A 24,277-nucleotide genomic window follows, 5' to 3' on the forward strand; every position below is an offset into this window, starting at 1 on the left:
ATATTTAAACCGGTTATTTGCTTTGCTTGTTGTAATGTCATTTTATAAGTACCAATTTAGCTGGTTTACACGTAAAATAATTCTATACCAGTAGAAGAACCCAAAACGTCAATGAAGTCAACAGTTAGCGGTGAAATAACCGACAAAAGTTACAAATCTATACGAGTAGACTTCCATAGTCATACAAACTGCTCTGATGGTCGTCTTACACCTGGTGAATTATTAGACCGGGCTAGCAATCACCAAATTGAACAATTTGCCATAACTGATCATGATACCGTTGCCGCATTTTCTGTTGCTAAGCAACATATCGAAGAAAAAAATTTAAACATAAGGCTGATTTGCGGCATTGAAATTTCTACAATGTGGCAAAATCATGAAATTCATGTGGTTGGCTTAAATGTTGATGAAAACAATCAAGCATTAATTGAGTTGATTAGGGCGCAGCAGCAAGCGCGTGAATCAAGAGCATTGTTAATGGCTGAAAAACTTACCAAGGCTGGTTTTGATAATTGTTACGCTGACGCTAAAGAGCTGGCCCAAGGTGGCACTATTACACGCGCCCATTTTGCTCGAGTACTATTCAATCGTGGCATCGTCAGCACGATGCAAAAAGCATTTGATAAATATATTGGTAAGGGTAACCGGGCATATGTAAAACCTTTATGGTGCTCAATTGAGCAAGCCATAGATGTTATAAAACAAGCTGGCGGTCAAAGCGTAATCGCTCACCCGATGAAATATGATTTATCAACAAAATGGATAAGGCGGCTAATTATTGATTTTGTTGAAGCACAAGGTGACGCTATGGAAGTGGCGTCACCGCAAATGAGCAGCCAACAAAAACAGTTATCTGTTGAGCTATGTAAGCAATATGGGCTTAAAGCATCGGTTGGCTCAGATTTTCATTTTCCAGGCCGGTGGACAGAGCTGGGCCGAAACTTATCTGTACCAGATGACCTTGATGTTGTTTGGCAACATTGGAATTAAATTAGCAAAAGCACTATTAACGCTAAATAGGGAATATTATGAGTCAGTTTTTTTACATGCATCCAGATAATCCGCAACCTAGGTTATTAAAACAGGCCGTTGCTATTATTCAACAAGGTGGTGTAATTGTTTACCCAACCGACTCTGGCTATGCGCTTGGCTGTCATATTGGCGATAAAAAAGCCTTGGATAGAATTTGCCGAATTCGCGATATTGACCGAGAGCATAATTTTACCCTTATTTGCCGAGATTTATCTGAACTGGCCACCTATTCAAGAGTTGATAATGCTAATTTCAGATTACTTAAAAATAACACGCCAGGGGCTTATACCTTTATTTTTAAAGGCACTAAGGAAGTGCCGAAACGGTTGTTGAATCCGAAAAAGAAAACTATTGGCATTCGCATCCCTGATAATAAAATTACCATGGATTTATTGGAAGAGCTTGGTGAGCCATTAATGTCTACGACATTAATTTTGCCGGGCAATGAAACGGCCGAATTTGATCCTGAAATTATCCGTGATAATTTAGAAAAACAGGTCGATTTAATTATGAATGGTGGTTACCTAGGCGAAAAACCAACCACCGTAATCGATTTTACCGAAGATTTTCCGCAAGTAATACGAGTTGGTGAGGGTGATCCTGAGCCATTCTCTTAACAAAAGACAGCAAATGAATAAAAGTACTACGGCAAATACAATTGGTGAAATGGTCCAGCAGGTATTACCGCTTGCTGTTGTTCATGGCGAAGCTGTTGTTGAAAAACCACAAGACTTATTTATTCCTCCCGATGCTTTAGAGATAATTCTTGAGGCATTTGAAGGCCCATTGGATTTACTGTTGTATTTAATTCGCAAGCAAAAATTCGATATCGTCGAGTTGCCGATTGCCGAAATTACTCGCCAGTATATAGAATACGTTGAGGTAATGAAGGATTTAAAGCTTGAGCTTGCTGCAGAATACTTGGTTATGGCCGCTATTTTGGCTGAAATAAAATCACGTTTGCTATTACCAAAAACAGACGTAGAAGATGATGAACATGATCCAAGAGCTGAATTAATTAGGCGCCTTCAAGAATATGAAGTGATCAAAAAAGCCGCTGAGCAGTTAGATCAAATACCCCGGATGGAGCGAGACACGTTTCCAGTGTCTGCAAAATTACCCGATAACTTTAAGCCTAGGCTAGTGCAAGCCGATGTTGATTTACAAGAATTGGTAATGGCATTGCAAGGGGTAATGAAACGTGTTGCAGCATTTGAACATCATCATATTGAGCGGGAAAACTTGTCTACCCGAGAGCGGATGAGTAAAATTTTAGCTATGCTAAGTTCACAAAAATACACTGAATTTAGTCAGTTATTTGACCTTAGTGAAGGCAGACAAGGTGTTGTCGTGACATTTTTGGCGATACTTGAATTGGTAAAAGAGTCATTGGTTGAATGTATTCAAGTACAACTTTATGGCCAAATTCAGGTTAAGTTATGTTGAGGGGGATATAATTTCAAATGCAAAAAAACACAATATTAAAGCAAAATGATCAAGACGTTAAGTTGCTGATAGAAGCGATGATATTTGTCTCGCAAGTGCCGTTATCGGTGAAAACCATACAAGAAACTCTGGGCGATCAAATAAAGTTAACAAAAAAACGCCTATTAGCTATTTTACATGAGCTGCAAAACGATTATGATGCGCGCGGAATAAGTTTAATTGAAGTAGCATCTGGTTTTCGTTTTCAAGCAAAAGATCAATATAGCGATTATATTGCACTATTATTTAAAGAAAAAGCACCAAGATATTCACGCGCACTTCTGGAAACACTATCTTTAATCGCTTATCGCCAGCCAATTACCCGTGGTGAAATAGAAGATATTCGCGGAGTAGCGGTAAGTAGTTATATAATTAGAACATTGCAAGAGCGTGATTGGATCCACGTTGTTGGTCATAAAGAAGTTCCGGGTAAACCGGGATTGTTTGGCACAACAAAAGAATTCCTCGATTACTTTTCATTAAAGTCACTGAGCGATTTGCCAGAATTAATGGAAGTTGCAGAGCTCAAAATCGCCGCCGATGGCGAAAGAGCGCCCGTTGCTGAACAAGCAACTTAATATAATGAGTTAATTAATGTCTGAAAAATTACAGAAAGTGCTAGCACGAGCAGGTCAAGGATCTCGTCGTGAGATGGAAACCGTTATTAGTGCTGGCCGGGTGAGTGTCGACGGTAAAGTTGCCTACTTAGGTGATCGCGTAGAAGGTACTGAACAAATTCGTCTCGATGGCCATCAAGTAAAAATAGCCGCTGTTGACGAGCAAGCTTGCCGTGTACTGGTATACAACAAACCTGAAGGTGAAATGTGTACCCGTAAAGATCCTGAAGGTCGTCCAACGGTATTTGATCGTTTACCTCGTATTGACGGCAGTCGTTGGGTCGCTGTAGGTCGTTTAGATATTAACACTTCTGGTATGCTTATTTTTACCAATGACGGTGAATTAGCGAATCGTTTAATGCACCCTTCGCATGAGGTTGAACGTGAGTATGCAGTACGAGTGTTTGGTGAAATTAACGAAGCTATGCTGCAAACTTTACGTCACGGGGTAAAACTTGAAGATGGAATGGCCAAGTTTGATAAAATTACCTATAAAGGCGGCGAAGGTAGAAACCATTGGTTCCATGTAGTACTTAGCGAAGGTAGAAACCGTGAAGTACGCCGTTTATGGGAAAGTCAGGAAGTACAAGTATCACGCTTGATCCGTGTACGTTATGGCGACTTAACCATGGAACGCCGTTTACCACTTGGCGGTTGGGTTGAACTTGGTTTAAAAGACGTAAACTATTATCGTAAATTAGTAGAGTTACCAGTAGAAACTCAATCAAAAGTAAAGGTTGATGAAAAGCGCATTGACAATAATAAGAGTCGAAAAATTCGCAAGAATGTGAAAAAACATCAACAACGAATGGCTCAAGGAGCACAGCAAACTCGCCGTAAGAAACGCTAAATAAATCTGCTGCGCATTTCTAAAAAGCCATTCTGTGGCGAACTATTACTAAAGAGAGCTAATTAAGCTCTCTTTTTTTAATTCAAGGATGAATTAACTTAGAATTGCCAAGGATGGCTTAAATTCTGTTAATCTGGAAGAAGGCCAACTACTAGGAAATATGGTTGGTCCTAATTTATTAGGACTTAATCCCCGAAGGGCTAATTTATTCGGGTTTTATTTTGATGGATTCTATAAAGACTTTGAATAAATAATAAATGCGAGGCGTGGCGTTTGTTTTGCTTATTTACAAACCAGTCTTTTGTGATAATTTCACGCGCAACTGCAGCTTCAAAAATTCTTACCGGATATTGTTGGTAAAAATACTGTGCTGCTTTTTGGTGGCATTCATTATTGGGGAAGTCAGCGCTACGGTTTTCTTCTAACTCTTGTGCTATTTTTGCTAAAAGTTGTGGCTTAATTTCTGCGTTTAGCCAATCAATAAACTTGTTATATTGCTTGGCTTGATACAAGCGCCACATCATCCAAAATAAAAATGCAAAAGCTAGGAAAACAATAATTTCAATCATGTAAATTTTTAAACTGCTAAAGATAACACCGCACATTACACTTTAAAGTGTGCACCTTCAAGCATCAATAATTTTGCTTTAATCCCCATACCTCCGGCATAGCCAGTTAACTTCTTATCACTACCTATTACTCGGTGACAAGGCACAATAATCGCAATTTTATTGGCACCGTTGGCTGTGCCTACTGCTCTCACTGCTTTTGGGTTGTTTATCCTATTAGCGAGTTGACCATAATTGATGGTTTTACCAAATTTAATATTGGTTAATTCATGCCAAACCTTGCTTTGAAAAGCAGTACCTTGTTGCGCCAAAGGCAGATCAAAATCCTGCCTGGAACCGGCAAAATATTCAGTTAATTGCTGTTTCGCTTCGGCCAAGTGTCGTGGGGAATTTTTATCGGCTAATTGATATTCACTATTAATATCTACTGCTACTTTTCCTTGTTGAAAGGCAACTTCAACAACACCGCTTTCGTTAGCAACTATGGCAATATCGCCAAATTCTGTCGATAATATATCGTAGTAATTTTTCATATCTTTGATCTTTTAGTTATATTTCTAAGGTTAGTTATTTTTAGCTGACAATGATTGCCATAAGTAAATGGCTGCGTATGCTCGCCAAGGTCGCCATGATTCAGCTATGGCTAATATTTGTTTACCGGTAAGCGGTTTGTCATCTTCAAGTTTTAACTGCTCTCGCAATTCTGAATTATTCGACAATGCTTTAATTAAGCCTAGATCAGCGGCAGGAAACGCATCAGGTAGGCTTAAACCGCGCATCGCCATGTAATTGGCAGTCCATGGGCCAATCCCTTTTAATTCACACAGCGTTTTTTCAAAACTCTCAGTATCTCTTGGGTTATCAAATAATGGCTTATTGGCAATGAAAAACTTAATCCAAGTATGCAAAGTTTGTTGTCTGGTGTTTGTAATTCCGATGTCATCAAAACCAGCAGAAGCTAACATTTCAGCTTTGGGAAATAGTATCGACAAACCATGAGGGTAAGCCGCTTCGGCATTCTCCTCTACTATTGGTTTAGTGAATTTTTGAGCAATTCTACCAGCCAAGGTCGTTGCGGCTTTTACCGATATTTGCTGACCTAAAATCGCTCTTATTGAAAACTCAAATATATCCCAGCAACCAGGAAGTCTTAATCCTGGGTAGTTCTCAATAATTGGCTTTAAGGTTGGATGCTTGGCAAGTTGCGTTCTAATTAAGTCAATATTGCAATCAAGATCAAACATTTTCCGTATACGGGTAACGATCTCAGCTAGTTTTGAAAAATCATTTACCCAGACATCAACAGCTAAGTAATTACCCGCATCGGGTTTACTCACGGCTATCCAGCCAGTACAGCTATCGATATTTATTGTACGACTGTATCTATCCGTTACCGCTTCTACCCCTGGTATTTGTCGAGCTTTAAAAAAACTCAGCATTAATGGCCAATTGAGTTCGCCATTGTATGCTAACTTAAGTTGTAAATGACTTACTTTTTCTTGTTTGCTGCTTTTCCTAAGTTGGCTAGGGGTTAATTTATATTGATGTTTAATATGATCATTAAAGCTTCGCAAGCTACCAAAACCGCTAATTAATGCAACATCAGCAAATGCTATTGTTGAACTAATCAATAATTTTCGGGCATTAATTTGTCGCTTTTGATTAATAAATATTTGCGGTGACACACCTAAATTATCGTTAAATAAGCGTTGCAACTGGCGTTCACTTAAGTCGAGTTTAGTTGCTAGGTCGGCTACATGTATTTGCGGCTCTATGGTAACCAATGCTAACGCTTGATCTATCGTTTTCGGTAATGGCTGGTTCGGAGATAATTCTGGTTTACAGCGCTTACATGGTTGATAACCATTAAATTCAGCTTGTGCCGCGCTTTGGTAATAGCTAACATTTTTTTCATGAGCAGGACCTGCCGGGCAAGTAGGACGGCAATAAATTCCAGTAGTGATGACCGCAGTATAAAATTTACCATCAAATCGTGAGTCACGAGACAGCCTTGCTTGCATGCAAACGTGCGGATCTAATTTCATAGCAGGACCTAAAGATGTTTTAAACTGATCCTATGATAAAACAAAAATGTCGAACCTTCTCGCGAAAATCCGACATTATTATCAAATTAAATTGTGGAATTAACTCTTAAGTTAATATTTACCAGCTACGAACCCATGCTGTATCAATATGGACAAATCCAGAGTTTGGGTAATAACCAACACCGCCAAGCTTTAATGATTTCGCAGTGTCTCGCACTAGCTTTAAATCAATACCTGGAATGGCAAAGTCAATCGCCATGCCTTTCATATGAAAACTTTTCTTCGCCACTTGAGTACTTTTGCCCGCTAACATGGCATTGGTTTTTGGTGAACGATAACCAGAAATAATATGAATTTCGTTATCTGTGTCTAGGCGCTGCTGAATTTGATGAAGAAAATTAAACAACCTTCTGTCCATTGGGGCAGCCTCATTTTGGCGGTGGTCACGCAAGTTTTGATCAAATGCTTTTAGTACATCATTTTGAAATACGCCATTGGCATAAAAAACACCTTGAGTACGTTCACCAGTATGACGATTGTATAAAGCCAGGCGTCTTACTGATTGATCGTTATTTAACGATGCATGAGCTGTTTTACTAAACATAGGTGCGGTTGCGCCAATGGCTACAACGCCAGTTACTTTACGAAAAAACTGTCTACGGTTACTACAAACTAAGCCCATACTACCTCTCAGATAAATTATGTTAATAAATTACATGCTTTACAAAATATGGTGTTAGGTTAATAGTTTGTTACAAAGATTACAATAGTGTGTTTTTTGTACAAACAGCCTCTGTAGGCCAATAAAATTGGTAAGTGGTTATCAGCAAAAGAAATTTTAACTAATAGAAATAGCGAAATAAAATTGTTTAAAATTGTACAAATAAGGCTTTTAGCCTATAAAGCGCCATTATCTTGCAAAAGTTCATAAATTCTTTCGGCTAATTCACTGTACCCCTGCTTGTTAAAGTGTACAGAATCTGATTTTAATGACGGACTTGTTAATAAGTCTGCAATAATTTCATCTTCAAATACTAAATTATATTGTTCGGCAAGTTCTTGATATATAGCTGCGCTATCTGAAAATATTGATTTTTTTGGAACACCAATTAGCACAACCTCTATATTATGCAATTGTGCTAATTCAATCATTTGGGCCAAATTCTCTTTGGTATCCATTAAATTTTTGTTTTGTAAAATGTCATTGCCGCCTTCTAGCAGGATCATTACATCAACAGAGTGCTCGGCAATAACACTCGGTAAGCGCAGTAAACCGGCACTGGTTAATTCACCTGACACACCGGCATTAATAACATCCAGATTGGTAAGGTTGGCTAAAGTAGCTGGATAACTAAACTTTTTATTAACCCCTTTACCTGCGGTTAAACTATCACCAAATGCTAGTATTTTCGCATCATAGGAGAGTCTTGATAATTTAGCTTCGCCGCAGCTCGCCAATAAAAATAATACTGAGGTGATTGTTAATATTTTGCCAATAGAATTATTCATTTTGTTTTTAATCGCCATTTGTCTAATTGGTATTCAGTCCAAAAAAAAGCTTTACATCAGATTTACATCAAGTAATTATAAGAACAAGACAATGATTGTCTATCACTAATAATAAAAGCTTCAGAACCAATGAAAATATAATAATAAATATACATTGGGGAAGAAAACGTGTCATTACAAATTATCCAAGGAAATTCGAGCGCTAATTTTCGAAAACACCTAATCGCTCAGACAGTTGCCACAGCGCTAGCTGTAACCTCATTCGCCAGTTTTTCAGCTGAAGAATCCGCCGTAGAGAAAGAAGATCTTGATGACGTTATTGTCGTAACTGCGCAAAAGCGTACGCAAAACGTGATGAAAGTGCCAGTCACAGTAGACAGTATCTCTGCAGAAACCATCAAACAAAGTGGCTCAATAATGTTGAGCGATATCGATAAGTTTATCCCTGGTTTTGAGTTTGGTGATGGCGACGTTACCCAGGCTGGCGTAACTATGCGTGGTGTTTCTAGTCCAAACATTAGTGTCGGTGGTGACCCATCTACGGCCACATTTTTCGATGGTGTATACATGCCACGTGCCGCACAAAATGTTTTGTTCTCTGATATGCAGCGCGTTGAAGTACTAAAAGGCCCACAAGGAACACTGTTTGGTAAAAATGCGGCAATGGGGGTTGTTAGTATGATCCCTAACGCACCCCAAGCTGAATTTGAAGGCTTTTTAAAAGGCACTGCAGGTACTGATAACCTGCAACGTATCGAAGGTATGGTTAACTTTGGTTTAACCGATAATGTATTTGTTCGTATTAACGCCTTAACGAATACTCAAGATGGTTTTGCTGATAACGTCGCTGATTCACCATTAAACACTGGTGAAAAAGTTTGGGATGACAGTGAAAAAGATCATCAAGCGGCACGCATTGCGGTTAAATGGGAAGTTAGTAGTAGAACCAATGTGCAACTTTCTTATGACTGGGACAAGTTAGATCAAGGCCCAGGTGGCGCTATTGGCTTAAGCGAATACGCTGAAAATCCAAGAGACCCGTTTGCCGATACGTTTGCCAATGATGTGGTAAATGGCGGCGAAAGTCGTGATATGACCGCAACAACATTGAAATTTGACCATGAATTTAATGATCAATGGTCAATGAAATTTACCACCAGCTTTCGTGAATGGGAAACCAATAACCGTATTGATGAAGATGGCACTCAAGACATCACCCGTTACTTAGATACTGATAACCACGAAGATTCAGATATTTTCTATAATGAACTGCAAATTAACTACAACACTGACACCTTTAACTATGTCGGTGGTTTAACTTATTCAAAAGAAAATGTGCATCAAACCACGTTTATTAGCACTACGACTGATACGGCTGCCCGTTTAATCTCGAGTGAATTGAATGGCCAATTAGAAACTGGGGTGAGAGACGAAATCTCTGGATTGATTGGTATTCCAGCTGATGATATTCCTGACTCTTTTGTTCTCCAGGCAATGCAAAGCTTAGGCTTGCCGTTAGAACACCTTTGGGATGCTGACCAATGGGCCAGTTCATTAAACTTGATACCCCACCCAGATCCTTCTTACGGTGGCTTGAGTGTTGGTGAAGTTATTATGATCGGCGCTGGAATGCCGGGGGTCCCTTTGAGCGGTGATATGTTTCCTACATTAGATGCTCTTACGGGGGTAACAGATTTCGCCTATGAAGTACTTGGTGACCCGCTGGTTTTTGGTCCTAGCTATACCGGTATGATGTGGTCAGAGAACTTTATTAATAACGGTGAGTTTACCAGTTATGGTATTTATTCTGATTTTGACTTTCAGTTAACCGATCAATGGAATGTATTTTTTGGTGTTCGTTACTCTGAAGATGATAAAGACTTTTCATGGGAAGTGAGCGAAACACAGTTTGCTGAAGTTCGCCCTGGTGTGAGCAATATTTTATTCCCTGCACGGGATGAATTATGGCAATCAAAGTCATGGAGTAAAACTACAGGGCGAGTAGGTACCGGTTACCAAATCAATGATGATCACATGGTGTTTGCTTCAGTTGCAACTGGTTATAAAGCCGGTGGTTTTGATTCTTTAGCTTCACCACATAGCGAAAGTGACGGTTCAATTATTATTGATCCAGCAACTGGCGATGTTGTTGATGTGTCGTTTGAACCGGAAGAGTCGGTGAACATTGAGCTAGGCTATAAAGGTACTTTATCTGATAGCTTAAGAACGACGTTCTCTATGTTCCATAATATTCTTGATGATCAACAAACAAGTCGTAGCTCTAAACAACCAGATCAAGCACAAGCATTACCGACAATTGTAAACCAAGATGTAGAAATTGATGGTTTCGAGCTTGGCATGGATTGGCAAGTAACGGAGACCTTTGCTACTGGTTTTGTTACAGAAGTTCGTAGTACTGATACAGAGTCTGATGAATTTTACAACGATTCAGGTACTTTGATACCTGCAGGAAGTAGCAGTAGCGATACCAATACTTCGTATACCCTTAAAGCTGATTGGATCCCTGACTTAGGGTTTGGCACTACCATCATCCATGTGGATTACGTATTTAGAGAAAATGATAGAGGCGCGATTATTGGTGAAGATGACTGGGTTAATGACATTCCTAACTACTTTGATGACACTGAACTATTAAATGCGCGTATTTCTTGGATAAGCGATAGCGACAGTATTGAAATAGGACTTTGGGGGAAAAACTTAATGGACAACCGCTATAGTGGCGGTCCAGGAGGGCGTACTAAAGATATTTTAGGTACTGGCTATACTAGTGTAAACAGAGGGATGGAAGCGGGTATTGACGTTAAATACTCTTTCTAATACTTAACTTTATCTAGAATATTATTAAGCCACTTTCGAGTGGCTTTTTATTTTTATCGCTTTTCCCGTTCTGAACTAAGTTCAAATATGAAAAAAGCCCTGATACTTTCCAATATTAGGGCTTTCTCAAGGGTTACCATCCGTGGTTTTCACTTTTTTAAAAGTCTTCAGAACTTTAAATTCTGTTCCACTTGAAGAATCTTCAAGTGGTACGACCTTTATAATCTTTCAAATTAACGCTGCGTTGTCAACCTATTAAATGAATATTTCAAATGGTTGTTTGAAAATAAGAAAAAAGTTATCTGAATTAACTTTTTATTAACAATGAGTGTTTGACAGTGTTAGAAATACTAGCGTGTCAGTGATGTGAATGATAACCTGAGCGACAATATAAGTAATTTTAAAACTTCATGATAAATTTCTCATTCCTTGGTTTTACCCAATTCTTCGCTTTATTTGCATTTGCTCAAATTGTAATGGCGTTTATGCTTTTATCACCTAAGGCAAAAAACAATGAACAAGTGAAATTGTATTGTGCACTTATGCTAGCTACAGGATTTTATTTGTTGCCGAGTATTTTTGCTGCTATCCCAGATTTAAGTGTTGCTTGGTGGTTGATCTTTTTTGCCAATAATTTGCTGCCCGGTATATTCTTTTTGGTTGGATTGAGTGTCTTTAGTGATCATTACAGCATAAAACAAAAGCATTACTGCTTAGCCTTCACACCGGCGTTAATATTATTTTTAGCCAAAATTTTGTCAATTGTTACCATTAGCGAATCTGAAATTATTATCACCATATTAAATAATATTGCTTTGCTGATTGATATAACGTTAGTTTGCTACGCCTTAATGTTTGCGATTAAGTTTTGGCGAAATGATTTAGTCAAAGAGCGACGTATAATTAGAGGGGCAGTGATAAGCCTAACTGCAACATACATTATTTTAGTCATCGTTTTTGAACAAGTATTAAAAATTAATTGGCCTTGGTTAAATACATTTGAAATGTTGATGTTAGCGGTTTTAATTAGCGGGTTAAATTTCTATTTATTTACTCCTAAATTAACCAGCTTATTTGAGCCACCAAAGTCAATTGCAACGGTAGAACCTCCGACTGAATTTAAAGATGAATTGGTTAAACTTAAAAATGTGATGGTCAATGAATGTTTATATCGACAAGAAGGCTTAACCATTTCGAAATTGGCAAGCCATGTTGCAATTCAAGAATATAAATTAAGAACCATTATCAACGGCGCGCTAGGCTATCGAAATTTTAATGATTTTTTAAACCATTATCGTATTACTGAAGTTAGTGAAAAATTGAGCTGCGAGCAATTTAAATCAACGCCAATATTAACGTTAGCGCTCGAAAGTGGCTTTCGCTCACTAAGCTCGTTTAATAAAGCCTTTAAAATGACCCATAATGCTACACCCAGCGAATTTCGTAAGAAAAAGGTAGTATAGATAAAGAATTAATTAGATTTTTTAATAATCCGTCAGCTTTTTTTAGGAATAAATAAGCGTATATCGAAAATTTTAGCTAAGGTAAGTTATCTGAGATTAATATCTCACCTAAATTATTCAAAGGCAGCATCGATGACATTTTTATCAAATTCTATTAGTAAGTTAGCATTCATATTAATTTCAATTATTTTCTCTTCTTACTCTGTTGTCGCCGCTGATATTGTAAAAGGTGAGCAGTTATATAATTCTTGTATTAGTTGTCATGGTGACAAGGCACAAGGTAATGATGAGTTAAATGCGCCAACGTTGGCTGGCCAGTATCAATGGTATTTAGCCAGACAATTACAAAACTTTAAAGATGGCAAGCGAGGCGCTAAAGCAACTGATCAATATGGTCAACAAATGGTTGCTATGGCCAATTTATTAGTCGATGAAGCAGCAATTGAAAACGTAAGTGCTTACTTAGCTTCTTTAGAAAAAACTAAAACAAGTACGACCATAACTGCTGATTTACGTAATGGTGATAATAAATATAACGCCGTATGTGGTGCGTGTCATGGCGTAAATGCGCAAGGTAATGAAAATTTGCAAGCACCAAATTTAAGCCTTTTATCACCGCTATATTTAACCGCTCAAATTAAAAACTATCAAAGCTCTAATCGTGGCTATCATGCTGATGACAAATATGGTCGTCAAATGAAGATGATGGCAGGTATGGTGAAAAATGACACTGACCTTAATGATATTGTCGCATTCATCAATGCTCAGCCAATTAAGTAAGGTAATGAGTTTTAAAATGAACAAACTCATCGTACTTTGTTTCTCTATCATATTTACATTTTCTTATAGTGTAACTGCAGGAGAAAATTTAAAACCTCATTCAGGCTCTGAATTTTCATTAACGGCAAAGTGTCCGCCTAGCTTCGAGTTAATCGAAAATGGCACATGTAAACTAAGAAACATGTACCAATTTTATAATTCAGTGCAGGGCCGGGGCCTAGGGGGGACGCAAACGTCTTTGCCAAAACATCGTGATGGCTTTACTCCTGCACAAATTGATTTAGGTAGATATCTTTTCTTCGACCCTGCATTGTCTAAAGACAACAGCATATCTTGTGCCAGCTGTCATCAGCCTGAAAAGGGCTTTAGCGATGATTTAGACCGAAGTATTGGCATAACCGGTGAAAAGGTTGGACGTAGTGCACCAACATTATGGAATGTTGCATTTCTAGATAAATTTTTCTGGGATGGCCGTGCTGATACACTTGAAGAACAAGCGGTAGGGCCATTGTTTGACTCGAAAGAAATGGGCAATACTCCGGAGAATCTGTTAAATACTCTTAACGCTATTCCAACATATATCGAAATGTTTAAAGTCGCTTATCCTCAAAATGGCATAATAACAGTTGCTAATATAAGTGAATCTTTAGCAGCCTTTCAAAGCAGCCTAATATCATTAAACTCACGTTATGATCAATATGCTCATGGCTACCATGAGGCATTAAATAAAAATGAAATCAAAGGCTTGAATATTTTTCGCTCTTTCGTAGCGCGATGTGCAGAATGTCATCAACCGCCTTTATTTACCAATAACCAAATTGCCGTAATTGGCACACCTGACCCTATAGGCATGCCTTTTGATATTGGCGCAGAAAAAACATTCAACAATAAAAAGAATCGTGGCGGTTTTAAAGTGCCAACTTTAAGGAATATAGCTAAAACGGCCCCTTATATGCATTCTGGTGGTTTGAAAGACTTGCGTGAAGCTACAGAGTTTTATAATAAAGGCCGCGGCCATGCTGTTCCAGAAGATGAAGACCTGCTAATTCACTGGCATATTTGGGAGCCCGAGCTGCAAGATGAAGAAATAGATTTAATAGTCGAATTTTTACAAACGTTAACCGATGAAAGTTTAACACCGCAATTACCAAATAGTTTACCTTCGGGCTTGCCGGTAATTGATGCTGCTTATGCAAAAAATCAAATACAAAAACAACAAAAACAACAACAAAATATAAATACAGAGAGTGGAGACGAAGATGAGTAAAGGCAAAATTTTAGCAGTCGTGTTAATCGCAGGGGCATTTGCTGTTGGTAATTATTGGGGCGGTTTAAATAGTGCTGCGGTAATTACTTCAAGCAGTGGTGGCGCAAGTTTTAGTGGCGGTTATGATGCTGCTAAAGATGCTGACTTAAGTACTGAGCCGGTAGTTATTGAAGAAATGGCAGGTGAAGTTCGTGTTGTTAATGATGGTGAGTCTATCATGGCGGCAGTTAAAGCCGCCAGCCCTGGTGATACGATTCAAGTAATGCCTGGTACCTACCATGAAACTGTATATGTTGATAAAGAAAACATCTCTATCGTAGGCGTTATTAAAGAAGGTGCACGTGCCACAATGGATGGTAAAGGTGTATTAAATGATGCGGTACTTTACTCGGGCAATAATTTTTTGATCGAAAATATGAAAATTACCGGTTACAAAGGTAATGGTATTATGGGCCAGGCGGGTAATAATTTTATTATTCGTAATAACCTAATTATTGATACTGGCGTATACGGTATTTTTCCGCAGTTAGGTAAAAATGGTATTGTTGATCACAACATTATTTCCGGTATTGAAGATGCGGCAATTTATGTGGGCATGAGTGATAACATACTCGTGGCATATAATGATGTATTTGAGAGTGTAGCCGGTATTGAAATTGAAAACTCACGCCATGCCATTGTTGAAAATAATTATGTACACAATAACACTGGCGGAATTTTAGCGTTTGTAACCCCTGGTTTACCGATAAAAACAACGTATGACGTTATTATTCGTAATAACTTTGTCGTAGGAAACAATCATGCAAACTTTGCTATACCAGGTTCTACCGTTGGTATGATCCCAGCAGGGTCAGGTATTGTAATATGGGCCGGAGATGATGTAATCGTTGAAGGTAATATTATCTCCGATAATAAAACCGGCGGTATATTAATTGCTGGTCATAATGACTTTGGTAGTGGCTCAAATGATCCTGACTCAGAGCCAAACTCTGATCGCACTATGATCTTAGATAATTTTATGTTGAACAATGGTTATGACACTATTGATGACGTTAAAGCATTATTGCTTACCGAACTGAAAACTGGCAATGCCGATATTTTAAATGTTGGTTCAGGGGTAGGTAGCTGTATTATCAATCGCCATCGTTATGTAACCGCTGGTGTTAATGACTGGAAAGAGTGTGACTTTACTAACACTAACGACATTAAAACCTATTTATTAGATAAACCAGTCCCACCTCGAGTAATTGATAAATCTGAGACTGGAAAAATTGCTTATCTAGGTGTTTGTACTGGTTGCCATACATACACTGATCGCATGATCGGTCCACCAGTAAATATTATTCAAGCATTGTATATGGACAATCCTGAAGGCATTGCAGAGTACATCGCAAACCCAACTAAAAAGCGCGACGATTACCCTGAAATGCCACCACAAAATTATTTAGATGCCGAAACACGTTTAGCCGTTGCTAAGTATATGCTGTCTAGGAAGAACTAGATAACAACAATATTTAAATTAAGATCGGTTGTTTACTTAAACAACCGGTCTTATTTAGAAACTAGAAAGTGAATTTTAGCGTATTTCGCCATATACATAAGTATCGTGCCATACGTCATTAATTCGATATTCTTGACGCATTAACCCTTCACGCTGCATGCCAATTGCTTCCATGACTTTCCAGCTGCCAGTATTGCCAACATTACAAAACGCAGACACTCGGCGCATGCCTATTTCATTAAACAGAAACTCTTTTATCGCCATTGCACCTTCGCTGGCATACCCTTTATTTTGATTGTTAGGCGAGATCAAAAAGCCAATTTCAGCGTTTAAGCTATGATTACTGATTAATCTTAAAGAGAAACAGCCAATATATTCTTGAGTCGTTCTATCAACGCCAATAAGCATGGACCATTCCATGTCTTTAGCTTGCCAAGGCAGCAACAGCGATTGGAAAAACTGCTCAGCTTCATCATCACTAAGCACCTCCTTTACATGAAGCATAAGATCAGAATCTTGCTCAAGATCTATAATAAACTGCCTATCCTCAGCTCTAGCCGGTCTAAGTTCTAGTCTTTCGGTTTTGATCGTTTTGATTGAATAGTGTGACTTTAATGTAGGACTATTGTTCATGTTTAATGCTTTAATTTATGGATATGTTAATAACTTATTACAAATTAGCTATGATTTTAAGCTAAAGTTTAGACATACTGAGCCCATATGCTTATTTACTAGATAAATTTTAAGGATTGAACATGTCTAAAACAGTAGTAATTACCGGAGCAAACCGAGGCATAGGTTTTGCTTTTGCAAACCTTTATAAATCTCGTGGCGAACATGTTATTGCTTTATGCAGACAAAGTTCTTCGCAACTTGATGAACTAAACGTCAGAGTTGTGGAAGGAGTAGATGTATCGACTGAGCAAGGCCTAGATATTATGGTTCAGGCTTTAGCAAATTTACGTATTGATATTCTTGTTAATAATGCCGGAATATTGCGTGATGAAACTTTGTCTGATTTTAACACTCAAACTATAACAGAACAGTTTTTAGTTAACGCTATAGCTCCTATTCAAGTGTGCCAAAAGTTGCAGAATAATTTACACGCGGGTAGCAAAATTGGTTTGGTTACTTCTAGAATGGGCTCGATAACTGATAATACATCGGGTGGTCGTTACGGTTATAGAATGAGTAAAGCAGCATTAAATATTGCCGCAGTTTCATTGGCTAAAGACTTGACCGAAAAAGATGTCGCAGTCGGCATTTACCACCCCGGTTATGTACAAACCGATATGGTAAATCACGGTGGTGATATTTCAGCAAACGAGGCAGCTAATCGGTTGATAGGACTTATGGATAAATTATCTATGGATAATTCTGGTGTGTTTTATCATTCAAACGGTGAAGTACTACCATGGTAATTACAATAGTCAAAAGTATTAAAGTGAAAAAGAAAAGTTTTCAAAGTTATTTTTTATGCGTGTTTGCGTTAGCAGGTATGGCATTTTCGTCCAACTCTTTTGCAAGAGATTTTTATGAATTTTCACATTTCCAATTAAATGCGCCATTCAATATCAGCCAGGAACCAATAAGAGCAAATATATTGCCAAATATGGGTAAAGAAATAATTGTAATTGGTGAAAAAAATAATATTCCTCAACTGGCTTTATTCGCGTTTGAAGAGACTGAAAAACAGTATAAGCAAATATTACATATTGATTTATCAAATGCATATTTTGGTTTTGATGTCAGTGATGAAAATACATCAGGTGAACAGTCTCTTTATTTTTTGGCAAGCGATAAAGTTGTTCGATTTGAGCCCAGCCTTAAGCAACCTTTTGTAGATTTAGTCAATGTAAGTTCTATTTATGTCAATCAAGATGCTGACTATTTAAAACAGGCTAATTTTGTTACTGATTTAAACAATGATGGTTTAAGTGATGTTATTCTTTCTGATTTTCGCAGCTTAAATATCTATTTAAACCAAGGAAATTCCAGCTTTGTTAAGCAAAGCTTACCAATTAATCCAACCGTTGAAATATTTGATGGCAGTGTCAGTTATACAGAAAAACCTTACTACTTAATTGATACAAACTTTGATCAACAAAAAGACATTGTCATCAGTGGTAACGGAGAATTACTAACGTTTGCTCAAAATAACTCTGGGCAGTTTTTAACTATCGCTAAATCAATACCTGTAAACAAGCAAATTACTTCAACTAATTGGTGGGATTCTCGCGGTGCAGACGGTAAAAATTTAGATCAAAGCGACTTTTCACATCGCAGTGTTGATACGTTGAAAGACATCAATAACGATGACATCCCAGATCTTATTGTTCGCTTTACAAAAAGCTCTGGCGTATTAGATAAGAGCAATGATTATGAAGTGTATTTAGGTTCAAAAAAACTAGGTAAATTAACTTATAACAGTAATGCTGATACGGCGATTAAATCAGAAGGCACGTTAGCGCAATTAGATTTTGTCGATTTAAATAGTGATGATCGTCACGAGGTAATGGCATCATCTTTTGATATTTCTGTATCGCAAATCATCGGAGCCTTGCTTACCGGCAGTGTAGATCAGGATGTGCTTATATTTGCACTAGATTCAAAACAGCGCTATCAACAACGCATTAGTGAGCAAGTGCAAATGAAATTTAGTTTATCGTCTGGAAGGAGTGGTGCTCCGGTAATTAAATTAGCTGACTTAGATGGTGATGGCGCGAAAGAGCTTATTTTATCTGAAGATGAAAACCAGCTAAAAATATTTCCAGGATTGAAAAAAGGCAACATCTTGCATAAACACTCACAAATACTCGATATTCGCTTACCTAGCAATGGTGCGTTATTAACCAGTGAAGATCTAAATTTAGATGGTAAAGATGAGTTGATTGTGCGCTACGCTAGTGAAGATGGGGTGGACAAACAAAGCCGTCTTTTAATTTTGCAAGTAAACTAAAAGGTATCCAGTGTCTTTAAAATCGACAAAACCGGTCAACCCTAACTATCAAAGAATATGGCACACAGTGCTTTGCATTCCTTCAGGTAAGGTCGCCAGTTATGGTCAAATAGCCGATTTAGCCGGTTTACCCGGTAAAGCCAGATTGGTCGGGCGGGCATTAGGTTTTGCACCAAAAGAATTAAACGTTCCTTGGCAACGGGTGATAAATTCACAAGGCAAAATTTCATTCCCTTTAGACAGTGAGTATTTTGATAAACAAAAAGGTTTACTGCAATCAGAAGACGTTGTGGTGCTAAATGGCAGGATAAAATTAAAAGAGTTTCAATGGCAGCCCGATTTAACTGAGCTGCTGTTTACTCTGCAATACTAATGCCCTTGTTATTATTGCATAGCACAATAGCCCGGATGTTGTTCAATCCTGTTTAGCCATAGCTGAATATGCGGATAAGAAGTCAAATCAAAGCCGCCTTCATGAGCAACATGGGTATAGGCATATAATGAAATATCGGCGATGGAATATTTGTTAGCAACTAAAAATAGATTATCAGCCAAATGGCTTTCCATAATATCTAACGCTTTATAGCCGCCTTCTTGCTTTTGCTTATATTCAGCTAACCGCTCTGTAGGTAAATTTAAATACTTTTCAATAAAACGAGCTACTGCAATGTAAGGTTCATGGGAATATTGCTCAAAAAATTGCCACTGCAATACTCTTGCTCTTTTTAAAGGTTCTGCTGGCAATAATTCCGTATTGTCTGCAAGGTAGTTCAAAATAGCGTTAGACTCGGTTATTACCTCGCCCGACTCCAGTTCAATAATGGGGATTTTTCCGTTAGGGTTTTTTGCTAAAAAGTCAGCGTTTTGGGTTTCTTTATTTAAAATATTAAGCTCTACCCAAGTATATTTTAACCCTAAGTTGGCACACACTAACTGTAGTTTGTAACAATTACCTGATTTACTATCACCATAAATTATCATTACTCATCCCCAATAAATTTAAATTATCCTTAATTTACGGTTAAACAAAATAAAAGCCAAGAGTTTACTTACAAAAGGCTTTGTTACCTATTATTTTAAAGGCTGGCGTGCCATTAACTAACGTATCTCTCGCAAATAACGTCTCACAACTAGGGCATACGCAAGGTGTTATTGTGAAATCCTCAACAATTCTTTCTTTAAAGCATTTAAGCAATGCTCCTTTGCCATTTTTTTTGTATTTAAATAGCTTAGCTCTGCAGTTCTGACAGTATATACACACACTTTTAGTTGGTAACTTTTTATTTGGTTTTGCCATTAAATGAATACAGTTCTAAGATAGTATTATCTATAATAATCGTTCTTGTAATTAATTGGTATTGGTTGTGTCAAACTTAGAGAAACATAATTCTGGTGTGTTTGTTAAAGGCAATTTAAATGGCGAAGCAGTAGTAATACTGCATAGTTCATTAAGCAGCAGTGGCCAATGGCGTACCCTTGAATTCAAACTCAAAGATGACTGTTTAACTATCAATATCGATTTACTCGGTTATGGCAGAGCACCACAAGTAGATAACCCTAACAGCTATAACTTAGATACTGAGTATGTGCGAATTATGAATGCAGTTGAAAATGTTATTGGTACTAAACCTTTTCATTTAGTTGGTCATTCGTTTGGCGGAGCCAATGCATTGAAGATAGCAGTGCAAAACCCTAAAAGAATATTAAGTCTGAGTATGTTTGAACCTGTTGCGTTTCATTTACTCGAAGAGGGGACTCAGGTTCGTCAGCAAGTCGTTGATTTTGCCGCTGTGGTTGCATCATCTTCAGCTGAACAGGCCGCAAGACACTTCACTGACACATGGAATCGAAAAGGTTTTTTTGACAAATTACCAAGTAAAATGCAACAGCTTATGATGGCAGACATAGATAAGGTTAATCTAGACTTTGTTGGTTTAATATCTGAAAAATATACATTAGAGGACTGTCGTAAAATAACCTGTCCAGTTGCGTTAATACATGGCTCACACAGTCAGGAAATTAGCGGGGAAGTTATAAAACGCTTACTTAATGTTTTCCCCAATGTGATTGAATATGAAATACAGGCAGGGCACATGGCGCCTATTAGTCATGCTGATGAAGTCGCTGATATTATTATTAGCTCTATAAAGCAGAGATAAATTGTTCCCGACAATTTGTTCAGGAAGTTATCAAGCTTTATATACATTCCCTAAAGGGAACTCATATGTTTTTTATATGAGTTACTCAATGACCAGATCATTATACGGATTGGTATAATATTAATAACAGCTCTCTATAAACCTATTCGGACCCATTTTTGCCATTGCAAATTTTCTTTTTTATACAAGCGCTTTAAGCTTCTAAATAGCGCTTGAAATTCAACCACATCGACAACTAAAAATAACAGCCAGGCAATTGGCGCAATTAACAATAAATTTTTATGGAAATGTTTTTTTGAATCAAAAAAGACCTGCAGCATTATTAATGTAGCCATTAATGTTATCAGCATAACTAATGGCACATAATCATTACAAATAAAGGTGTATGAGAAAAATACAGCAAGCACAACTACTTCAATGAGTAAAATAAACTCTGCATATACGGCGATAGGCAATAGCAACCAAGTCAGGTATTTATTGTGCTGTTTGTGCTTACTGAAAAACAAATTTTGAAATTTAATAAATGTTTGAAATCGACCAAATTTCCAACGCAGTCTTTGTGCACACAAGCTGCGCCAAGTTGATGGCCCTTCGGTATATGTGACAGCGTTGGCGGCATATCTGGTATTATAACCCGCGGCTAATATACGAGTAGACATTTCAATATCTTCAGTGACAATATCAGTACAAAAATCACCAACTTCTAACAATACATTACGTCGATAAGCCGCTGCTGCACCGCCAATGATAAATACTGAATTAAATACTGAGTCGGCGCGTCTTAAGAAAAAACCACAAAGGTACTCAAGTTGTTGAATTACTTCGATTGCTTTTGATTTATTACCTACAATAACATTTCCGGCAACGGCGCCAACTTTATCGCAATTAAACCGTTTAACTGTATTACTGATCGCATTTTTATCCATCAAACAATCACCATCTATGGTCATAATGATATCATTGCTTGCTAATTTTAGGGCTTTGTTTAATGCTCGTGCTTTTCCGCCATTATTCAACTGCAGATATTTAATTCGAGTATTGTCATACTCATTTTCTTTAATCTCGCTAATAAAATTAGTGACCAATTGATGGGTATTATCTGTTGAACCATCATTAACAATAATGACTTCAAGTTTTTTATAACCAGTATTTAGTACCGATTTTAGTGTTTTAATTATACCTACTTCTTCATTATAGGCTGGAATAATTACTGATACAGATAAGGTAGATTGATTAGTTTTTTGGTTACTTTTATGTTGCAGCTTTTCTTTCAACGTATAAAAAGGTAATGCTATTAGTTGAAGAATGTATTTGCTTAAGATCGGTAATAATAAGATACAGATAAATGTTCTGGCGATAGCTAAGTTTTCATTCTGGCTATTTATGCTTGTTGCCGCTAAATAAAATGCTGCTATAGTAATCGCATAAAAAACGCTCAGTATTAGTACGTTTTGCTTACTCGGTGGATGCCAATTTTTCATAAACTCTCTGTAAAACTTAACCAGGACTTCAACCATGATAAAAATGTTAAAGTATTGTTACTGTGCGCCAGTATGCCAGTTATTTACAGCAAGTAAAATATAAAATTGACTGGTAAGAGTACGGACAAGCCATTTAATGGCTACTTTAGATGGGGCTTTATACCGCAAAACTTATACATTTCCATGGCAATTCTAAGTTAATTCATCCCTGACTCAACAGAATTCAAACCATCCATGGCAATTCTAAGTTAATTCATCCCTGAATCAAAAAAGCCCAGCGATAGCTGGGCAAAAGGTATAGGGAGAAAAAATGCCAACAACTTTTATGTTGGACTTAATTGCGCGAGCAAATCAGACCTAGTTAGAGTTACCTTCTAGTAAGCTTTTACCATTGATAGCAATTTTACGAGGCTTTAAAGCTTCAGGGATTTCTCGTAATAAGTCTATGTGTAATAAACCATTTTCCATATGGGCTGATACTACTTTAACGTGGTCGGCTATTTGGAATTTTCTTTCAAAGTTGCGCTCGGCAATACCTTGATAGAGGAATTTTTTGCTGGCATCTTCTTCTTTCGGAACTTTCGTACCGGTAACAATTAATGCATTGGCTTTCGATTCTATATCGAGTTCGCTTTCAACAAAACCTGCTACTGCCATGGTAATTCGATACTTATCTTCGGCGATAGATTCAATGTTGTAAGGAGGATAAGCAGGTTGCTTTTCTGCTTTAGTAGCTTTGTCCATCATTGACGCTAAGTGCTCTGCACCAATAAGTGAACGGTAAAGTGGGCTGAAATCTTTAGTAATTGTACGCATAGTCATATCCTATTATTTAGCAATATGTTGATTATTAAATCTCTGCGATCTATATAAAATAGTGATTTAATAAATATAAAGTGCCTTTCATTAAGAACAGGCGGTTATTTTTACCAATTGAAAAATTATCAACTTGGTTGTTGTAGACCCTTTATGGCGACTACAATAAAGAGATGCGGACAGATGTTTTATTTTCAAGGAATAATAAAAAATAATTTGAAATTAATTTACAATAGTCAATTAACTTACTGAAATTAAAGAGATTAAAATGTTCGGAAATATTGATAAAGTTATTGAGTTCTGGTTTGGCAATATTAAAGATCAACTTTCACCTGCTAATAAAAGTCAACTTTGGTATCAAGCAACATCTGAAGATGATGAAAACATAAGAAGTCAATTTGAACATTTATACGAACAAGCATTTCATGGTCTGTTAGCTAATTGGCTGGAATCGGCAAAAGGCACAATAGCATTAATCATCTTACTCGACCAAATGCCTAGAAATATGTATAGAGGCACTAAACGAGCATTTTTAAGTGACCATTTAGCCTTAGATTATTGCATGAAAGGTTTATCTAAGGGTTATGATAAACAATTACAGCTAGTGCAAAGAGCCTTTTTTTATCACCCATTAGAGCATGCGGAAAATTTAAAGATGCAGCAAGTTTGTGTGGTTGAATTTCAACGATTACAGCAAGTGTATCAAGGTGAGTCACAGCAACAATTTATTCGAGGTTCATTAAGTTATGCCAAGCAACACCTTGAAATTATTGAACGATTTGGCCGTTTCCCATACCGAAATAAAACATTAGGGCGAGAGTCGACAGCCGAAGAATTAGAGTTTTTAAAAGAAGGGATTAATTTTGGCCAAGCAAGTAGTTAGACGAATTGATATTAACCTGAACT

General features: G+C 37.4%; 25 protein-coding genes. 15 read left to right on the forward strand and 10 right to left on the reverse strand.

Annotation, left to right across the window (positions count from 1 at the left end; all coding sequences use genetic code 11):
- Positions 1-111 precede the first annotated feature (111 nt).
- The 5 genes from rnm to rluB are packed head-to-tail and all read left to right on the forward strand — an operon-like array spanning position 112 to position 3,984.
- Positions 112-990, forward strand: a complete 879-nt coding sequence (gene rnm / locus RI844_RS00260) for an RNase RNM (RefSeq protein WP_348396488.1) — start codon at positions 112-114, stop codon at positions 988-990.
- Positions 991-1,028: 38 nt separating this feature from the next.
- Positions 1,029-1,649 (forward strand): L-threonylcarbamoyladenylate synthase, encoded by a 621-nt coding sequence (locus RI844_RS00265; protein ID WP_348396489.1) that lies wholly within the window; start codon positions 1,029-1,031, stop codon positions 1,647-1,649.
- A 13-nt stretch (positions 1,650-1,662) separates the two neighbouring features.
- On the forward strand, positions 1,663-2,478 hold the full coding sequence (locus tag RI844_RS00270) for a segregation and condensation protein A (RefSeq protein WP_348396490.1): 816 nt from the start codon (positions 1,663-1,665) through the stop codon (positions 2,476-2,478).
- A 32-nt stretch (positions 2,479-2,510) separates the two neighbouring features.
- Positions 2,511-3,095, forward strand: coding sequence for an SMC-Scp complex subunit ScpB (scpB, locus tag RI844_RS00275; RefSeq protein ID WP_405054472.1), 585 nt, complete (start codon positions 2,511-2,513; stop codon positions 3,093-3,095).
- 16 nt (positions 3,096-3,111) lie between these two features.
- Positions 3,112-3,984: a 23S rRNA pseudouridine(2605) synthase RluB gene (gene rluB, locus RI844_RS00280; RefSeq protein WP_348396492.1), complete on the forward strand. Its 873-nt coding sequence runs from the start codon at positions 3,112-3,114 to the stop codon at positions 3,982-3,984.
- 200 nt (positions 3,985-4,184) lie between these two features.
- Here rluB and RI844_RS00285 read toward each other — a convergent pair whose 3' ends face one another.
- The 5 genes from RI844_RS00285 to RI844_RS00305 all read right to left on the reverse strand — a co-directional run bounded on the left by RI844_RS00285 (position 4,185) and on the right by RI844_RS00305 (position 8,107).
- The gene (locus tag RI844_RS00285; protein ID WP_348396493.1) at positions 4,185-4,553 is read right to left on the reverse strand and encodes a hypothetical protein; all 369 of its coding nucleotides are present in this window, start codon (positions 4,551-4,553) and stop codon (positions 4,185-4,187) included.
- Positions 4,554-4,588: 35 nt separating this feature from the next.
- Positions 4,589-5,086, reverse strand: a complete 498-nt coding sequence (locus RI844_RS00290) for a methylated-DNA--[protein]-cysteine S-methyltransferase (protein WP_348396494.1) — start codon at positions 5,084-5,086, stop codon at positions 4,589-4,591.
- Between the two features lie 30 nt (positions 5,087-5,116).
- Positions 5,117-6,598 (reverse strand): DNA-3-methyladenine glycosylase 2 family protein, encoded by a 1,482-nt coding sequence (locus RI844_RS00295; RefSeq protein WP_348396495.1) that lies wholly within the window; start codon positions 6,596-6,598, stop codon positions 5,117-5,119.
- A gap of 118 nt (positions 6,599-6,716) precedes the next feature.
- Positions 6,717-7,280, reverse strand: coding sequence for a DUF882 domain-containing protein (locus RI844_RS00300; protein WP_348396496.1), 564 nt, complete (start codon positions 7,278-7,280; stop codon positions 6,717-6,719).
- A gap of 215 nt (positions 7,281-7,495) precedes the next feature.
- Entirely contained in the window at positions 7,496-8,107 is a 612-nt protein-coding gene (locus RI844_RS00305) for a GDSL-type esterase/lipase family protein (protein WP_348396497.1), read from the reverse strand.
- A gap of 168 nt (positions 8,108-8,275) precedes the next feature.
- On the opposite strand from RI844_RS00305, the gene RI844_RS00310 reads away from it, so the two are divergent.
- The 5 genes from RI844_RS00310 (at position 8,276) to RI844_RS00330 (ending at position 15,956) form a co-directional block, all read left to right on the forward strand.
- Positions 8,276-10,945 (forward strand): TonB-dependent receptor, encoded by a 2,670-nt coding sequence (locus RI844_RS00310; RefSeq protein ID WP_348396498.1) that lies wholly within the window; start codon positions 8,276-8,278, stop codon positions 10,943-10,945.
- A 410-nt stretch (positions 10,946-11,355) separates the two neighbouring features.
- Positions 11,356-12,408 carry a helix-turn-helix domain-containing protein gene (locus tag RI844_RS00315; protein WP_348396499.1) on the forward strand — a complete coding sequence of 351 codons (1,053 nt, stop codon included), beginning with the start codon at positions 11,356-11,358 and terminating at the stop codon, positions 12,406-12,408.
- 132 nt (positions 12,409-12,540) lie between these two features.
- The gene (locus RI844_RS00320; RefSeq protein WP_348396500.1) at positions 12,541-13,188 is read left to right on the forward strand and encodes a c-type cytochrome; all 648 of its coding nucleotides are present in this window, start codon (positions 12,541-12,543) and stop codon (positions 13,186-13,188) included.
- Positions 13,189-13,204: 16 nt separating this feature from the next.
- Entirely contained in the window at positions 13,205-14,455 is a 1,251-nt protein-coding gene (locus RI844_RS00325) for a cytochrome-c peroxidase (RefSeq protein WP_348396501.1), read from the forward strand.
- Positions 14,448-15,956 (forward strand): parallel beta-helix domain-containing protein, encoded by a 1,509-nt coding sequence (locus tag RI844_RS00330; RefSeq protein ID WP_348396502.1) that lies wholly within the window; start codon positions 14,448-14,450, stop codon positions 15,954-15,956. Before RI844_RS00325 ends, RI844_RS00330 begins: the two co-directional genes overlap by 8 nt.
- 75 nt (positions 15,957-16,031) lie before the next feature.
- On the opposite strand, the gene RI844_RS00335 is transcribed toward RI844_RS00330, so the two are convergent.
- Positions 16,032-16,589, reverse strand: coding sequence for a GNAT family N-acetyltransferase (locus tag RI844_RS00335; RefSeq protein WP_348396503.1), 558 nt, complete (start codon positions 16,587-16,589; stop codon positions 16,032-16,034).
- Between the two features lie 122 nt (positions 16,590-16,711).
- On the opposite strand from RI844_RS00335, the gene RI844_RS00340 reads away from it, so the two are divergent.
- Genes RI844_RS00340 through RI844_RS00350 form a run of 3 tightly spaced genes read left to right on the forward strand, consistent with a single transcriptional unit; the run spans position 16,712 to position 19,288 of the window.
- Positions 16,712-17,377, forward strand: a complete 666-nt coding sequence (locus tag RI844_RS00340) for an SDR family oxidoreductase (protein WP_348396504.1) — start codon at positions 16,712-16,714, stop codon at positions 17,375-17,377.
- 23 nt (positions 17,378-17,400) lie between these two features.
- Positions 17,401-18,915: an FG-GAP repeat domain-containing protein gene (locus RI844_RS00345; protein WP_348396505.1), complete on the forward strand. Its 1,515-nt coding sequence runs from the start codon at positions 17,401-17,403 to the stop codon at positions 18,913-18,915.
- Positions 18,916-18,925: 10 nt separating this feature from the next.
- A complete protein-coding gene (locus RI844_RS00350) occupies positions 18,926-19,288 on the forward strand; it encodes an MGMT family protein (RefSeq protein ID WP_348396506.1) in 363 nt (120 codons plus the stop codon).
- Positions 19,289-19,299: 11 nt separating this feature from the next.
- Here the strand turns inward: RI844_RS00350 and RI844_RS00355 are convergent, their stop codons facing one another.
- Together RI844_RS00355 and RI844_RS00360 are read right to left on the reverse strand one after the other, a co-directional pair.
- Positions 19,300-19,896, reverse strand: a complete 597-nt coding sequence (locus RI844_RS00355) for a glutathione S-transferase family protein (protein WP_348396507.1) — start codon at positions 19,894-19,896, stop codon at positions 19,300-19,302.
- 64 nt (positions 19,897-19,960) lie between these two features.
- Entirely contained in the window at positions 19,961-20,212 is a 252-nt protein-coding gene (locus RI844_RS00360; protein ID WP_348396508.1) for a hypothetical protein, read from the reverse strand.
- A gap of 67 nt (positions 20,213-20,279) precedes the next feature.
- On the opposite strand from RI844_RS00360, the gene RI844_RS00365 reads away from it, so the two are divergent.
- Entirely contained in the window at positions 20,280-21,074 is a 795-nt protein-coding gene (locus RI844_RS00365; protein WP_348396509.1) for an alpha/beta fold hydrolase, read from the forward strand.
- 134 nt (positions 21,075-21,208) lie between these two features.
- On the opposite strand, the gene RI844_RS00370 is transcribed toward RI844_RS00365, so the two are convergent.
- A complete protein-coding gene (locus RI844_RS00370) occupies positions 21,209-22,555 on the reverse strand; it encodes a glycosyltransferase (RefSeq protein WP_348396510.1) in 1,347 nt (448 codons plus the stop codon).
- 357 nt (positions 22,556-22,912) lie between these two features.
- Positions 22,913-23,371 carry an Hsp20 family protein gene (locus tag RI844_RS00375; RefSeq protein ID WP_348396511.1) on the reverse strand — a complete coding sequence of 153 codons (459 nt, stop codon included), beginning with the start codon at positions 23,369-23,371 and terminating at the stop codon, positions 22,913-22,915.
- Positions 23,372-23,639: 268 nt separating this feature from the next.
- Between RI844_RS00375 and RI844_RS00380 the strand changes: the two genes are divergently transcribed.
- On the forward strand, positions 23,640-24,254 hold the full coding sequence (locus RI844_RS00380; protein ID WP_348396512.1) for a DUF924 family protein: 615 nt from the start codon (positions 23,640-23,642) through the stop codon (positions 24,252-24,254).
- Positions 24,255-24,277: the final 23 nt, after the last annotated feature.

This window comes from Thalassotalea fonticola (assembly GCF_032911225.1).
Lineage (GTDB): Bacteria > Pseudomonadota > Gammaproteobacteria > Enterobacterales > Alteromonadaceae > Thalassotalea_A > Thalassotalea_A fonticola.

Bases quoted from the DNA above. Each gene is read 5' to 3' on its own strand.
- RI844_RS00360 (WP_348396508.1), bottom strand. From the start codon at position 20,212: ATGGCAAAACCAAATAAAAAGTTACCAACTAAAAGTGTGTGTATATAC.
- RI844_RS00270 (WP_348396490.1), top strand. From the start codon at position 1,663: ATGAATAAAAGTACTACGGCAAATACAATTGGTGAAATGGTCCAGCAG.
- RI844_RS00370 (WP_348396510.1), bottom strand. From the start codon at position 22,555: ATGAAAAATTGGCATCCACCGAGTAAGCAAAACGTACTAATACTGAGC.
- RI844_RS00290 (WP_348396494.1), bottom strand. From the start codon at position 5,086: ATGAAAAATTACTACGATATATTATCGACAGAATTTGGCGATATTGCC.
- RI844_RS00315 (WP_348396499.1), top strand. From the start codon at position 11,356: ATGATAAATTTCTCATTCCTTGGTTTTACCCAATTCTTCGCTTTATTT.
- RI844_RS00330 (WP_348396502.1), top strand. From the start codon at position 14,448: ATGAGTAAAGGCAAAATTTTAGCAGTCGTGTTAATCGCAGGGGCATTT.
- RI844_RS00335 (WP_348396503.1), bottom strand. From the start codon at position 16,589: ATGAACAATAGTCCTACATTAAAGTCACACTATTCAATCAAAACGATC.
- RI844_RS00285 (WP_348396493.1), bottom strand. From the start codon at position 4,553: ATGATTGAAATTATTGTTTTCCTAGCTTTTGCATTTTTATTTTGGATG.
- RI844_RS00300 (WP_348396496.1), bottom strand. From the start codon at position 7,280: ATGGGCTTAGTTTGTAGTAACCGTAGACAGTTTTTTCGTAAAGTAACT.
- RI844_RS00295 (WP_348396495.1), bottom strand. From the start codon at position 6,598: ATGAAATTAGATCCGCACGTTTGCATGCAAGCAAGGCTGTCTCGTGAC.
- RI844_RS00265 (WP_348396489.1), top strand. From the start codon at position 1,029: ATGAGTCAGTTTTTTTACATGCATCCAGATAATCCGCAACCTAGGTTA.
- RI844_RS00380 (WP_348396512.1), top strand. From the start codon at position 23,640: ATGTTCGGAAATATTGATAAAGTTATTGAGTTCTGGTTTGGCAATATT.
- rluB (WP_348396492.1), top strand. From the start codon at position 3,112: ATGTCTGAAAAATTACAGAAAGTGCTAGCACGAGCAGGTCAAGGATCT.
- rnm (WP_348396488.1), top strand. From the start codon at position 112: ATGAAGTCAACAGTTAGCGGTGAAATAACCGACAAAAGTTACAAATCT.
- RI844_RS00320 (WP_348396500.1), top strand. From the start codon at position 12,541: ATGACATTTTTATCAAATTCTATTAGTAAGTTAGCATTCATATTAATT.
- RI844_RS00305 (WP_348396497.1), bottom strand. From the start codon at position 8,107: ATGAATAATTCTATTGGCAAAATATTAACAATCACCTCAGTATTATTT.
- RI844_RS00340 (WP_348396504.1), top strand. From the start codon at position 16,712: ATGTCTAAAACAGTAGTAATTACCGGAGCAAACCGAGGCATAGGTTTT.
- RI844_RS00325 (WP_348396501.1), top strand. From the start codon at position 13,205: ATGAACAAACTCATCGTACTTTGTTTCTCTATCATATTTACATTTTCT.
- RI844_RS00355 (WP_348396507.1), bottom strand. From the start codon at position 19,896: ATGATAATTTATGGTGATAGTAAATCAGGTAATTGTTACAAACTACAG.
- RI844_RS00375 (WP_348396511.1), bottom strand. From the start codon at position 23,371: ATGCGTACAATTACTAAAGATTTCAGCCCACTTTACCGTTCACTTATT.